The 13,547-nt window shown below is 39.8% G+C and carries 13 protein-coding genes; 8 read left to right on the plus strand and 5 right to left on the minus strand.

Features of this window, described 5'->3' with window-relative positions; translation table 11 throughout:
• Window positions 1-110 precede the first annotated feature (110 nt).
• Window positions 111-896 carry a hypothetical protein gene (locus BLO34_RS04535; RefSeq protein ID WP_090752990.1) on the plus strand — a complete coding sequence of 262 codons (786 nt, stop codon included), beginning with the start codon at window positions 111-113 and terminating at the stop codon, window positions 894-896.
• Window positions 897-898: 2 nt separating this feature from the next.
• On the opposite strand, the gene BLO34_RS04540 is transcribed toward BLO34_RS04535, so the two are convergent.
• The 3 genes from BLO34_RS04540 to mtaB all read right to left on the minus strand — a co-directional run bounded on the left by BLO34_RS04540 (window position 899) and on the right by mtaB (window position 3,817).
• Window positions 899-1,597 (minus strand): hypothetical protein, encoded by a 699-nt coding sequence (locus BLO34_RS04540; protein ID WP_172823953.1) that lies wholly within the window; start codon window positions 1,595-1,597, stop codon window positions 899-901.
• The gene (locus BLO34_RS04545) at window positions 1,597-1,932 is read right to left on the minus strand and encodes a PadR family transcriptional regulator (protein ID WP_090752993.1); all 336 of its coding nucleotides are present in this window, start codon (window positions 1,930-1,932) and stop codon (window positions 1,597-1,599) included. The genes BLO34_RS04540 and BLO34_RS04545 overlap by 1 nt, the downstream gene beginning before the upstream one ends.
• 559 nt (window positions 1,933-2,491) lie before the next feature.
• The gene (gene mtaB / locus BLO34_RS04550; RefSeq protein WP_090752995.1) at window positions 2,492-3,817 is read right to left on the minus strand and encodes a tRNA (N(6)-L-threonylcarbamoyladenosine(37)-C(2))-methylthiotransferase MtaB; all 1,326 of its coding nucleotides are present in this window, start codon (window positions 3,815-3,817) and stop codon (window positions 2,492-2,494) included.
• Window positions 3,818-3,888: 71 nt separating this feature from the next.
• On the opposite strand from mtaB, the gene BLO34_RS04555 reads away from it, so the two are divergent.
• Together BLO34_RS04555 and BLO34_RS04560 are read left to right on the plus strand one after the other, a co-directional pair.
• Complete coding sequence (locus BLO34_RS04555; RefSeq protein WP_231959561.1) at window positions 3,889-5,556, plus strand: ABC transporter substrate-binding protein; 1,668 nt, start codon at window positions 3,889-3,891, stop codon at window positions 5,554-5,556.
• Window positions 5,556-6,506, plus strand: a complete 951-nt coding sequence (locus BLO34_RS04560) for a tRNA dihydrouridine synthase (protein WP_090752999.1) — start codon at window positions 5,556-5,558, stop codon at window positions 6,504-6,506. The genes BLO34_RS04555 and BLO34_RS04560 overlap by 1 nt, the downstream gene beginning before the upstream one ends.
• A gap of 249 nt (window positions 6,507-6,755) precedes the next feature.
• Here BLO34_RS04560 and BLO34_RS04565 read toward each other — a convergent pair whose 3' ends face one another.
• Complete coding sequence (locus BLO34_RS04565) at window positions 6,756-7,814, minus strand: WD40/YVTN/BNR-like repeat-containing protein (RefSeq protein WP_090753001.1); 1,059 nt, start codon at window positions 7,812-7,814, stop codon at window positions 6,756-6,758.
• Between the two features lie 114 nt (window positions 7,815-7,928).
• On the opposite strand from BLO34_RS04565, the gene BLO34_RS04570 reads away from it, so the two are divergent.
• The 3 genes from BLO34_RS04570 to BLO34_RS04580 are packed head-to-tail and all read left to right on the plus strand — an operon-like array spanning window position 7,929 to window position 10,818.
• A complete protein-coding gene (locus BLO34_RS04570; RefSeq protein ID WP_090753002.1) occupies window positions 7,929-9,143 on the plus strand; it encodes an RsmB/NOP family class I SAM-dependent RNA methyltransferase in 1,215 nt (404 codons plus the stop codon).
• 12 nt (window positions 9,144-9,155) lie between these two features.
• Window positions 9,156-10,241: an endonuclease gene (locus tag BLO34_RS04575; RefSeq protein WP_090753004.1), complete on the plus strand. Its 1,086-nt coding sequence runs from the start codon at window positions 9,156-9,158 to the stop codon at window positions 10,239-10,241.
• A 4-nt stretch (window positions 10,242-10,245) separates the two neighbouring features.
• The gene (locus tag BLO34_RS04580) at window positions 10,246-10,818 is read left to right on the plus strand and encodes a hypothetical protein (protein WP_157686676.1); all 573 of its coding nucleotides are present in this window, start codon (window positions 10,246-10,248) and stop codon (window positions 10,816-10,818) included.
• 52 nt (window positions 10,819-10,870) lie between these two features.
• Here BLO34_RS04580 and BLO34_RS04585 read toward each other — a convergent pair whose 3' ends face one another.
• Window positions 10,871-11,878: an alcohol dehydrogenase gene (locus tag BLO34_RS04585; protein WP_090756441.1), complete on the minus strand. Its 1,008-nt coding sequence runs from the start codon at window positions 11,876-11,878 to the stop codon at window positions 10,871-10,873.
• Window positions 11,879-12,068: 190 nt separating this feature from the next.
• On the opposite strand from BLO34_RS04585, the gene BLO34_RS04590 reads away from it, so the two are divergent.
• On the plus strand, window positions 12,069-12,959 hold the full coding sequence (locus tag BLO34_RS04590; RefSeq protein WP_157686678.1) for an SMP-30/gluconolactonase/LRE family protein: 891 nt from the start codon (window positions 12,069-12,071) through the stop codon (window positions 12,957-12,959).
• Between the two features lie 4 nt (window positions 12,960-12,963).
• Window positions 12,964-13,512: a GNAT family N-acetyltransferase gene (locus BLO34_RS04595; RefSeq protein WP_090753008.1), complete on the plus strand. Its 549-nt coding sequence runs from the start codon at window positions 12,964-12,966 to the stop codon at window positions 13,510-13,512.
• Window positions 13,513-13,547: the final 35 nt, after the last annotated feature.

The following is a 13,547-nucleotide window of genomic DNA, read 5'->3' on the forward strand; positions in this document are numbered from 1 at the left end:
TTACAAGTTTTACCGCTTAGAGCAGGTGAAAATTTCGAAGAAATTTATGCGTGATTTGCAATTAAAATCTACATTTACATCTGGTTTATCTTATTGAACCTAAAGTAATTATGAAAGGTTTTTTTACCTTTGGCTTACTGCTCTTTACAGTATTACCTGCTATTGCTCAAGAAATTGAGACACCCAATAATAAGACCGCCGATTCACTTTTTGTGGTTCAGCATGAAGCCTATGCTCATCACAGTTTTGAAACCGCCAGAGAATTGCTTAAAACAGCATTGCTCAATAAGCGAATGGCTAGAAGCTACGAGCCACATTATGAATTAGGTGATGCAGAATTTGCTCTAGAAAACTTTGAAGCTGCTGCAAAAGCTTACGCTAAAGCAATACAGCTAGCTGAAAATCAGGTTAAAACAATCAATGGTCCCAAGCAAGGTCTGGAACGTAGTCTCGCACGCATAGAATATATCAAAGAAGAAAAGGAACGCGAGTCACAAATAGATACGGCGCTACTCAAAGGACTAAAGAAAGATGTTCCATATTCTAATGAAGCAGAAGAATTGACCCAATTCCCGATATATGAAGGTTGCGAAATAGGATCTTACGTCGACATGAAACGATGTATGAATCAAGCCCTGGCTTTATTTATAGTGAGAAATTTTAAATCAAACCTCGCAAATAGGGTCAATCTGTATGGTCGTCTGCCTATAGAAGTTAATTTCACAGTAGATCCAACTGGTGCTTTGACCAATGTCAAGGCAAAATCATTGAATCCGCAGTTGGAACATGAAGCGTTACTTTTAATTAGTCTAGTGCCGCAAATGAAACCAGGATTGGTAGGTGATAAAACGGTGAGCGTTAATTATCTACAGCGCATCCTATTTGTCATCGAGTAAAGTCAGGACAACTTATATTCTGGATAGGTTTGTTCCAGGTAATACTGCGCGTGTTTAGGAATTTCAATGGTCATGATGTAGAGAAATAAGTACATGCTGCAGACCAATATGCTAATAACGATAAGCCAGAACATACTCACAGAAGAGATTCCTGCGGTCCCATTCAAAATGTTGAACACATGAAGCGGAATGAGGGCAATGCCACCCATCGCACCTTGATTGAACAGCATGTCTTGAAACATCCAGCGTTTTTCTTCCTTCTTCCTTTTTAATTTTTTTCTCATTATCATCAAAGCCAAAATATACACAGCCATTACAGAAACTATAGATCCCAGAAACAGGCTTTCAGAAAAAGAAACAATCTTAAGTAGATAAGCAAACAATCCAATTACAGTCAAGAACCCGATGATTCTTGGCACCTGCATATATTGCAGAAAGTGCGACCACACGATCTTCATGTACTTCTTACTCAATGCTTTTTGCCGTTCCTCAACAACATCCATAAAACCAAAAACGCCGAACTTCTTAAACTCACGATCCCGCGCCTGCTCAAAAGAAAGGTTGGGATGATCGCTCCATTGCTGTTCAATACCATGCGCCATATGATCTACAAGCTCTGTCTGTAGGTCATAATGTTCTACAAAATGTTGTCTTGTAAACTTGTAAAGTGATTCTATTTGTTGGTCATCAAGTTGGGTCATTAGTAACTCCATTTAGGATTGAACAATTGTTCCATAGTGGTCATATATTCTCGCAGCGCCTCCAGTTGACTCACACGTTCCTGTTCGCCAGCTTCCGTAATTTTATAGTATTTACGTATACGATTATCTACTTTTTCAGCTTCAACGGTTAGGAAATTCTGAGCCTCAAGTTTATGCAGTATAGGATACAATGCGCCTTCCTTTATCTCCAACGAGCCATTGGTTTTCTCTTTGACTTTCTGAGTGATTTCATATCCATACATCCGACCTTCGGTGTCCAAAAGCTGGAGAACAATCGCTGTAAGATTGCCACGATAAAGAGATGTATTTGACATACCTATGTAACTTAGGTATAAAACTAAGAATTATTTTGAAATATGCAATTGGTGAGAATAATTATCTCGCTTTCGCGAAAGCGTAACTCTGATAAACCACAAGTAGAAACCATATCTCGACTGCCGCTCGATACTGGTTTGTAAGTTTCAATAGTAAATAAAAAAGAAATTTGAAGCGACAGTCAAAAGACAGCTACGCTTATTGAAATCTTAAAATGAAAGCCATTTCGAGCGAAAGTCGAGAAACGTTTGGTTTCAAGACCTCTATAGCTTTATACAGAAAAATATCCCGACTCTCGCTGGATATTGGTTACAAATATTACGGTGTAGATTGAAAAGCCATTTCGAGCGAAAGTCGAGAAACGGCTGGTTACTAGACCTCTAAAGATTGATATAGAACCATATCTCGACTGCCGCTCGATACTGGTTTGTAAATTTCAATAGTAATTAAAAAAGAAATTTGAAGCGACAGTCGAAAGACGGATACGCATATTGAAATCTTAAAATGAAAGCCATTTCGAGCGAAAGTCGAGAAACGGCGGTTATATGTTCAAAGTTTCTACAAAACTTGCACACGCACGATCCCATCTTCGTCAATCTCAACTAATTGAACCGTTTGCAATTCATTGACCAATTCTGGATTGTAATACGTTTTGACTTTTACATAATTCTCAGTAAAACCATGTATGAATCCTTCTTTGTTTTCGGCTTCCCAAAGGACAGTTTTGGTGTTACCCAATTGGCTTTCATAGAACGCACGGCGCTTTTTGACGGATAATCCGCGCAACATTTTAGAACGTTTTTTACGCACATTCATTGGGACAACGCCGTCCATGACAGCGGCTTCTGTATTCTCACGTTCTGAATAGGTAAACACATGCAGATAGGAAATGTCTAAATCACTCAGGAACTTGTATGTGTCCATAAAATGATCATCGGTCTCGCCTGGGAAACCCACGATTACATCAACGCCTATGCAGCAATCTGGCATGGTTTCTTTGATGCGAGCCACGCGATCCACATATAACTCTCTATTGTAGCGGCGTTTCATTTTACCTAACAACTCATTACTACCAGATTGCAGCGGTATGTGAAAATGCGGGACAAAAGCTCTGGATCTGGAAACCAATTCAATGGTCTCGTTTTTCAATAGATTGGGTTCAATCGATGAAATACGCAAGCGTTCAATTCCTTCTACTTGATCCAACTCTTTCACTAAATCAAGAAATGTATGTTCATGACGCTTGTTACCAAATTCGCCTTTTCCATAGTCACCTATATTGACACCCGTCAAAACGATTTCTTTAATATCCTGCGCTGCGATGTCTCGAGCATTTTGCAATACATTTTCCATCGTATCGCTACGTGAAATGCCTCGTGCCAACGGTATGGTACAATAGGTACACTTATAATCACAACCATCCTGAACCTTGAGAAAGGCTCTCGTTCTATCGCCTATAGAATAGGAACCCACATAAAAATCGGCCTCATCGATTTCACAGGAATGGATCTGTGCCGGCTGATCCTTAGATAGCTGATTGATATAATCGGTAATCTTGAATTTTTCCGTTGCTCCCAACACTAGGTCTACTCCATCTACCGCGGCCAATTCTTCTGGCTTTAATTGCGCATAACAACCTACAGCTATAGTAAAAGCATCCTTGTTTTGCTTTTGGGCTTTTTTTACAATCGTTTTAAACCGCTTATCAGCATTTTCAGTAACGCTACAGGTGTTAATCACATAGATATCTGCAGGCTCATCAAACTCCTTGCGATCATAACCTTGCTTGTCAAAATCACGCGCTATGGTTGATGTCTCGCTAAAGTTTAGCTTACATCCCAACGTATAAAAAGCCACTGATTTTTTGTCTGCTACGGCGTTCATGATCCTGTTCAAATAGTCTGCAAAGATACTGGCATTTAAAGACAGTAAAAAGTTTCAAAACCCATTTTGCAATGCCTTTGAAATGCTATCAACAAGTCTCACAAACCAGTATCTTTGCGACCATGAATAAATGGTGGTCACTCCTACTTTTCACGATCATTTTTTACAGCTGTTCTAGCGATACAAATCAGATCGATCCTACAACGGTTTTCCGTTATAATGAGCATGCAAACATCACAAGTCTAGATCCAGCATTCTCAAAAGATCAACGAAATATCTGGGCTTGTAATTTGATCTACAACGGTCTAGTGAAGCTTGACAATGAACTTCAAGTAGTTTCCGATATTGCTGATAATTGGGAAGTTAGCATCGATGGACGTACCTATAACTTTAAGTTGAAAGATAGCATCTATTTTCATGAGAATTCCGCTTTCGCGAAAGCGAACTCATCTCAAACTATATTACAAAAAGTTACTGCTTCAGATTTTAAATATTCATTAGAACGCCTCACAGATCCTAGAGTCGCATCTCCTGGCGCATGGGTCATGAGCAATGTGAAAAGCATTTCAGCTCCTGCAGACAATGAATTGATCATTGAATTAAACCAGCCGTTTCCAGCCTTTTTGGGATTGTTGACCATGAAATATTGTTCAGTCATTCCAGAAGCTAGCCGACTCAAACCTGATTATGACCAGCGATCCAATCCTATAGGAACTGGCCCATTTTACATGAAACGCTGGGAAGAAAATGTAAAACTAGTATTGCGAAAGAATGAGCATTACTTTGAAACAGATGAAAAAGGCGAGCCACTTCCCTATCTAGAAGCCGTTGCCATTACTTTCAAAAATGACAAGCAGTCAGAATTTCTGGAATTTGCTCAAGGAAATCTTGATTTTATCAACGCCTTAGATCCTAGCTATAAGGACGAGCTGCTGACCACGCAAGGTGAACTCAAACCTGCCTACGTATCTAGTGTGAATATGATTAAAGCTCCATTTCTTAATACAGAATATCTGGGATTACAGCTAGACAGTGAAACACCAGAATTGCAAAGCTTGAAATTACGACGCGCAATTAATCTAGGTTTTGATAGAGTTCAAATGATCAAATACCTACGCAATAATATTGGAACACCAGCTACCAGCGGTTTTATACCTGCAGGCCTACCTGCCGGTGGACAGATCAAGGGTTTCGAATATGATCCTATGGAAGCAAGAATTCTGGTGAATGAATATATAAGAGAAACCGGCGATGAAAATCCGCAGGTGGTGATAAGCACAAATGCTAATTACCTTGATCTATGCGAGTATATCCAAAAGGAATTGGAAAAGGCTGGAATCGATGTAGCGGTTGAAGTGATGCCACCATCCACATTACGCCAGGCGCGCAGCGCTGGTCAATTGGACGCTTTTAGATCCAGTTGGATCGCAGATTATCCTGATGCCGAAAATTACTTGTCATTGTTTTATTCTGAAAACTTTGCTCCAAACGGACCTAATTACACGCATTTCTCAAACGAGAAATATGATGAATTGTATGAGCAAGCTCTAGCAATTCCAGATCCAAAGCAACGTGAAGAGTTATATATAAAAATGGATTCACTCATTATTGAAAATGCTGCGATCGTTCCATTGTATTACGATCAAAGCGTCCGTTTTATCAGTAAGAATGTACATGGTCTAGAAACTAACGGAATCAATATTCTGGATCTTACCAGAGTTTATAAAACAGCCGATTAATGCGCGATTTCCAACTACTTTCCTCGCCATTGCAAGGCTTTACCGACTTTAGATTCCGCAATGCGTTTCATGAGTTTTATGGTGGGATTGATACCTTTTATGCGCCTTACATTCGATTTAACGGTAAACTGGAGATCAAAGCTTCCTACCAGCGGGATCTGGATCCTGAAAATAATCAAGTACCAGAATTGATTCCGCAAGTGATGACCGCAGATGCAGATGAATTTTTGCTGGCTGCGAATTACATCAAATCCTTGGGCTATAATGAACTCAACTGGAATCTAGGTTGTCCCTATCCCATGGTTACCAAACGCGGCATGGGTTCTGGATTGATCTGTAACCACATTGGAATTGATCACATACTAGAAAGAGTCCACGCCGAAACGGACGTGACCATCTCCATGAAAATGCGATTGGGCTATCACGAGACTACCGAGATTTTAGAATCTTTTGAAACTCTCAAGAAATATCCTTTGAAAAGCATTGCCGTTCATGCTCGTACGGGAAAACAATTGTACAAAGGTGGCGTACACCTAGACGCATTTGAAAAGTGCATTGAGCAATCACCGCATCTACTCTATTACAATGGCGATATAACGAGCGTAGATATTTTCCAAGAGCGCCTGGAGCGCTTTTCCACTATTGAACATTTCATGATAGGCCGCGGTCTGATTGCAGATCCCTATTTACCGCTAATGATCAAACAAGATCTAAAAGATTATCCCGCAGACCGTTGGGAACGATTTAAAGCGTTTCATGATCAAATTTTTACTCATTACGATGAGTTTCTTCAAGGACCAACGCCTATCAAGATGAAGATGCAAGGCTTCTGGGGTTATTTTGCTGAACAATTTGAAAACCCACAAAAAACATTCAAAAAAATAAAGAAAGCTGGAAACACTAGAAATTACCAGATCGCGGTCAATGAAATATTGAATTCGGTTAAGTAGTTTAAAAATGACGCATAAAAAAAGAGCGGTCTCCACCGCTCTTTCACTAGCGATCTCCACCGCTATATTTTAATAAACAACAAATTTTCAGATGATTGCTTATTTACTTAAACCGTGTTAAATGTAATACGTCGGCTTTGTTTTTGTGTTTTATATCTTATTTATTTAGCATTCTAACGATGAAAATAATTTATTTTATTGATTTTCAATAACTTAACATAAGTTCATTATATGCAGTTCGTCGATAGTTTATTTTCTCTTTAGTTCAAATCGGCTTATGTGGTTGCTTCCGGCTAGCAATCCGGTTGCATCGTTTGACATGGCGATGGTATAAAATCCTGTAGTTGAAAGCTGTTTCCAATCCTTTCCTTGATTGCCGCTCCACCAAATGCCGGGACTTCCAACCGCTAGGAGTTCGTTTCCATCTGTGTTGGGAACAAAAGTAATATCACTGCAATAACCTGGACCATTGCCATCTGCTATAAGTTCCCAGGTAGCTCCACCATCATAGGTAATGGCCTTATTAGCAACTTTATTCTCCTTACTATTCCAGTCGCCACCTATTATAACTCCCAACTTTTCATCATAAAAATCAACTGCATAAATTCCCGTCATCTCACCGCCATTTGTTATGGGTGTTTCCTGAATTTCCCAGGTCTTACCGTGGTCAGGACTGTGTAGAATTCTTGAAGCCATGCCACCTGTCGCAATCCAGATGTGGTCGCCTTGTAATGCAATGTTGGAATTACTGGCAGCATAGGCAGCCTCACCTTCCACAATTTTAGGCAATTGATCGCAGTCTATTTTTGACCAGCTATCACCACCATCGTATGTGGTCAATACTGTAAAGCAGTCGGTTTGTGGGTCGCCCATGGCAATTCCATCGGTATCGTTCCAGAATTTCATACTGTCGTAAAATACCTTCTCACCAGATTCCTCATAAACCAATGCCAGTGAGTCATTCTCGTGTGAAATGCGATAGATCAACGCTGGATTTCCCGCTGTTAGGATAAAAGTATAATCTGTCGTGATCGCGATGGATCTAAATTCCAATTGGTCGTTTCCGTTATACAGGACACGTCCTTTATGTATTCCTGGCAAGCTATCGTGACATGAGCCATAGGTACTGCGGTTTCCTGCAAACCAAAATGTATCGTCCTTCACGTCCAGAGCCCGCACACTTAAGGAATCTGTTGATAGGGATTCCAACTCTATAGAGACTTCTTGCGGTATTTGATAAGATGATTGGTTTTCCTTTTTACAGGATAACAAAAGAAAAGGAATGACGAACAGAATGATTTTATTCATGAGGAAGTTTGAAATATGTGGTAAAGTTGAGGAATAGTTCGCTTTCGCGAAAGCGAATACAAAAACAACCTTTTAATAACTTCTAGAGCGATGAGATAAATGTATTTTTGCAGCATGAGATTTCACCACAATTTACTACAGGCCACCGTGGATGCCCTGCACAATATATTTAACGACGGCAAATATGCAGATCAAGCGATCCAACGCATCTTAAAAAAAGATACTCGTTGGGGTTCCAGGGATCGCGGTTTCATTGCCGAAACCACGTATGACATCGTTCGTTATAAAAGACTTTATGCAGCGATCGCAAATGTAAAAGAACCTTTCAAACCAGCCGATTTATGGCGCATGACAGCCGTATGGATTGTGCTAAAAGGACATGATGTTCCTGCCTGGGAAGAATATTATAACACGCCGGTACGACGCATCAAAGGAAAGTTTGATGAGCTATCTGCCACAACAAAATACAAAGAATCCATTCCAGACTGGATGGATGAATTGGGTAAAAAAGAACTGGGCGAGGAACTCTGGAATAAGGAAATTCATGCTCTTAATGAGCAGGCAGATGTGGTATTGCGCGCCAATACATTACATACTGATGTTCAAACTTTAAAGGAAAAACTAACGGCCTTAGAAATTTCAACTAAAACCGACGAGCGTTTTCCAGATGCCTTGATTCTTGATGAAAGAGCCAACGTTTTTCAAACGGAATTGTTTCAAAATGGCCTCTTTGAAGTACAGGATGCCGGTTCCCAAACCATAGCACCTTTTGCTCAAGTGGAGCCTGGTATGCGAGTGATGGACTCTTGTGCTGGAGCTGGTGGGAAATCCCTGCACCTCGCGGCACTAATGGAAAATAAAGGTCAAATCATATCTACTGACATTTATAACGGTAAACTCAATGAACTGAAACGTCGCGCTCGTCGCGCTGGAGCTCATAACATTGAAACACGCCTTATTGATTCTACCAAAGTGATTAAGAAACTGGACGGTAAAATGGACAGGCTCGTGATTGATGCGCCTTGTAGTGGTTTAGGTGTTTTGCGACGCAATCCAGATGCAAAGTGGAAACTAGAGCCAGAATTTCTGGATAACATTAAAAAGACACAGCAAGAAATCTTGCAATCCTACAGTCGTGTGGTAAAACCAGAAGGAATGATGGTTTATGCTACCTGCTCCATTTTACCTTCAGAAAATGAAAGGCAAGTGGAAACATTCCTAAATTCTGAGGCTGGAGCCAACTTTGAATTGGAAGATTCACAATCTCTTTTAGCTCATCGTGATGGTTTTGATGGGTTTTATATGGCTCGATTAAAAAAGAACTCCTAATATATTTCCCCTATGAGCAGATTTCTACTCACTTCTCTATTCTTCAGTTTTTTCCTCGCTACCGCACAGCCACCACAAGGTTATTATAGCAGCACGCAAGGGTTATCAGGCTATGAACTTAAAACGGAATTAAAAGAAATAATCACCAATGGCTTTGATGGTCAATCTTATGGTGACCTGATAGATTTATACCAAACATCTGACAATGATGATTATTATGATGCCAACCAATCGTTTACGATTCTTGACATGTATTCAGAAAATCCAGATGGTGCAGATCCTTATTCCTACGCATTCAACGAGAATTGCGGAAATGTAAGTTCCAACGAAGGTTTCTGCTATAATCGGGAACACCTATATCCGCAAGGATTTTTTAATGGAGAGGATATCATGCGTAATGATGCGCACCACGTTGTACCAACAGATGGTCAGGTGAATGGAAGACGTAGCAACTTCCCTTTTGGTGAAGTAAACAACCCAACATTTACTTCACGTAACGGTAGTAAAGTCGGACCATCAGTAACTCTTGGATTTTCACAAACTGTTTTTGAACCACTTGATGAATTCAAAGGAGACATAGCGCGTAGTCTGTTATATTTTGCGACTCGGTATGAGGATAATTGGGATGACAACTCCTGGGACGATAAGGATGCCAATGTAAGCGATCCACGTGGTGGACCTAACAAGAATCAATGGTATGAGCAATGGTTCATCGATTTATTGGTACAATGGCACGATCAAGATCCTGTAGGCCAGCGTGAGATCGATCGCAATAATGACGTATTTGATTATCAAAATAACCGCAATCCATTCATAGATAATCCTGAATGGGTGAATATGATTTGGTCCACTACGGCTTCATTAAACGATCAAGATTTAGCGGGAATCTCCTTATATCCAAATCCTTCCACTGGCGTTTTCCAAATTTCAAATCTAAATGAACCAGCTTCTGTGACGGTTTATGATGTTTCTGGGAGAATGATATTTATGGATCAAATGACGGTTGATAACCGATTTAGTATCGATGGTAATGGAATGTATCTCGTGAAATTGGATACTGATTTGTCAAGCAAAACCTTTAAGGTGATAGTTAAATAAACTTATGATTAAATCATTCATTAATTGTTTCTGTTTATTGTGTGCCTCATTGATTTTTGGTCAGGCAAAATTAGAATTCGGATTTAAATATCAAGCTGAATCAGTTGATTGTACAAGTTTTGATTTTTCAAAATATGGAGTAATGCATCATTTCTTGACCCTTGTTCAAGGTGAGGAAAATTACAATACTATGGTCGATGCTCAACATGATTGCGTCAAAACAAAAAATGATACATATCATACCATGTATTATATTATAAGAGTTCCAGATATATTGAACAATGAAACCGAGTTTATCGATTTTACAAAACATACGATTCAAGTTATCAAAGACGCTAGCGGAGATAATCCTTCGCATCGATTTATAGCTCTCTCAGGCGATAATGTTCAGTTACTTAATGCAGCAGAAGAGATGGAAAAATCTGCTGGATTGAATACGCGTTTCTTCTTTTACGGAGATATAGATGAACAAAATTGGTGCAGTGTTGTGGATAAAAATGCAATGAAGGATTTGAAGAAGTCAACTAAAAAAATAAAAAAAGCAGAGAAACGATTCTCTCGCAAAGCTAAAAATTAAGAAAGCCCTAAGATTTTATAATCTTGGGGCTTTTGCTTAAAATTAATTTTACCTACAAACTCATATTGAGTACCGCTCTAAAACGAGTCTCGTTATTCATCATCTTCTCAAAAGCTTCATTAGCATCTTTCAAAGCAAATTCTTCAATCATGGGCTTTGTCCCAGTCATCGCGCTAAAGTTGAGCGTGTCCTCACTATCTGGCGCTGTACCACTAGGCCATCCTTTCAAACTCTTGCGGGCTTGTAGCAATTGCATAGGTGAAACTTCTACATTATCAGGTGTGGCTGCGATTAGTAACATAGTACCGTCCATGGCTAGACCATCTATTACGCTTGAAATTGCATCTGCATGTGGTGCTGTGGCAACAATTAAATCTGCGCCGCCCATTTCTTGTAGTTTTTCAACGGCATCTACATTATCTGTAGCTATAAATTCATGAGCCCCTAATTCCATGGCAAGCTTTTTCTTGTCTTCGCTGGTAGAAATAGCAATCGTACGCATTCCCATTTTATTGGCATATTGAATGGCAAGGTGACCCAAACCACCAATTCCTTGAACAGCTACCGTATCTCCAGCTCTCAATCCAGCATTACGCATACCATTATAAACTGTGATACCTGCGCATAATAAAGGTGCCGCTTCCGTACTTTTTAGTTCTTCTGGAATGGCTGCTGCAGCTTCATAAGGTGCTGTCATATATTCTGCATAACCGCCATCATAGGATATTCCAGAAACTTTTGCGTTCTCGCAATTGATAAATTTACCACGTCTGCAGGGATCACAGGTAAAGCAGTGACCACCATGCCAGCCTATTCCTACTCGTTGTCCTTTTTTGAGACTGGTCACATCACTACCTAATTCCTCAATAATTCCAACAACTTCATGCCCTGGAGTTCTAGGAAATTCATTTCCCATCGCGCCTTGTTTTACAAAGACATCGCTGTGACAAACACCACAGGCTTCTACTTTTATTAAAATCTCATTATTCTTGGGCGTTGGTTTGTCCATATCGACAATTTCCAGATCGCCGCCTTGTTTCATAAATCGTGCTGCTTTCATAATTTTTTTGGTTTTTATATAAGATACATAGAGATAACCGAGAAGCTTTCGGCATTTGAATAATCTTAACTTATAGAAATGTTTATGGATTTGTTTCGCTTTCGCGAAAGCGAAGTAATTCTCAACTATTACTTTAAAAAAATCAAGACCTTTCTTATAAAAACTATTTTTGGCACCTATTATATTTACAATGAAGTACCTACCATTCTTTTTGCTTTCCATCCTTTTCACAGGCTGTAAAATTCCCGTAAAACGCATCACCACCATGCCCATAAAGCAGGATGCAAAACTCACATTGATTGCTGAAATACCTGATCTGACCCATGCAGAATCTGTTGCGCATGATCCCAACTATAATAGGTTGTACGTTTCTGTTCAAGGTGAGCAAGAGCCTGGAGATGGTAGTATTGCGACCATTGATCTTGAGGGAAATATCATTGATAGAAACTTCACCACAGGCTTGAATAATCCTAAAGGCATCGCGGTTTTAGAGGATTGGATTTACGTTTCTGATGCTACCGTATTGGTTGAGATCAGTCGGCAGTCAGGTGAGGTAACCAATAGATACAAGGTTGGTGATGAGCAATCCTTGAATGACGTAGCGACAGATGATAAGGGTAATGTGTACGTTTCTGACATTCGCAGTTCTTCCATCTATAGACTAGACGCTGATAAACGATTTACGAAATGGATGAATACCTTAGAACTAGAAAACCCTAACGGATTGCTAGCAATAGGTAACGATTTGTACATAGGTGGTTGGGGATCGCCAGGATCTGAAAATAGCGAGGGAAATACCCAAGGTCGTTTTCTCAAAGTCAATATTAATACTAAAGTGATCGAAAAAGTAACACCAGTACCACAAGGTAATCTGGATGGTATTCAAGTATTTGATAATAATAACTTTTTAGTTTCTGACTGGCGCAGAGGTACGATCTACAAAATCTCCAGATCTGGCGAGGTCAGTGTCTTTATGACCTCAGAAGCTAGTGTAGGCGATATTCTATACATAAGAGATAAGAAACTACTCGCGCTACCTCTCAACTTTCAAAATAAAGTATTGCTTTACAACGTAAATTAAACCTATGAAAAGAGAAGCTGTGGTACTCAATACAGATGTAAAACTCTTACCAATCGCCATCGATGAACAAGAACGTTTGAGGCGCATGATGCATCTTATTTACAAACCCGTATATCAACATTTGTGGCAGGACAATGGTGAAGCTTATGTAGAATCTCAGTACAATCGAGATCAAGTCATGACTGAATTGGCTCTGGAAAATGCCAGATATTATTTTGTTGAATATAAAGACGAAGTCATGGGCATGTTGCGCTATCTTTTTGACTGTCCATATCCTGAAAGCGCTCACCATAATGTTACAAAACTGCACCGCATCTATCTCGATCCAGCTACTCATGGTTCTGGGATAGGTGGATTACTTGTGAATTATGTAGTGGATCAGGCTGCACAGGCGGGTCAAAAATCGGTATGGTTGGAATGTATGGACACACAGGAACCAGCAATTAAATTCTACCATAAAATGGGCTTTTATACAGAACGTCCGTTTCAGCTAGATTCGCCAAGTATGAAACCAGAATTTCGCGGTATGCTGCTCATGAAAAAGGACCTTTGATATTGTTGAAAAACTGGTGGTAATTCCGCTTTCGC

The sequence above is a fragment of the Nonlabens sp. Hel1_33_55 genome, assembly GCF_900101765.1.
GTDB lineage: Bacteria > Bacteroidota > Bacteroidia > Flavobacteriales > Flavobacteriaceae > Nonlabens.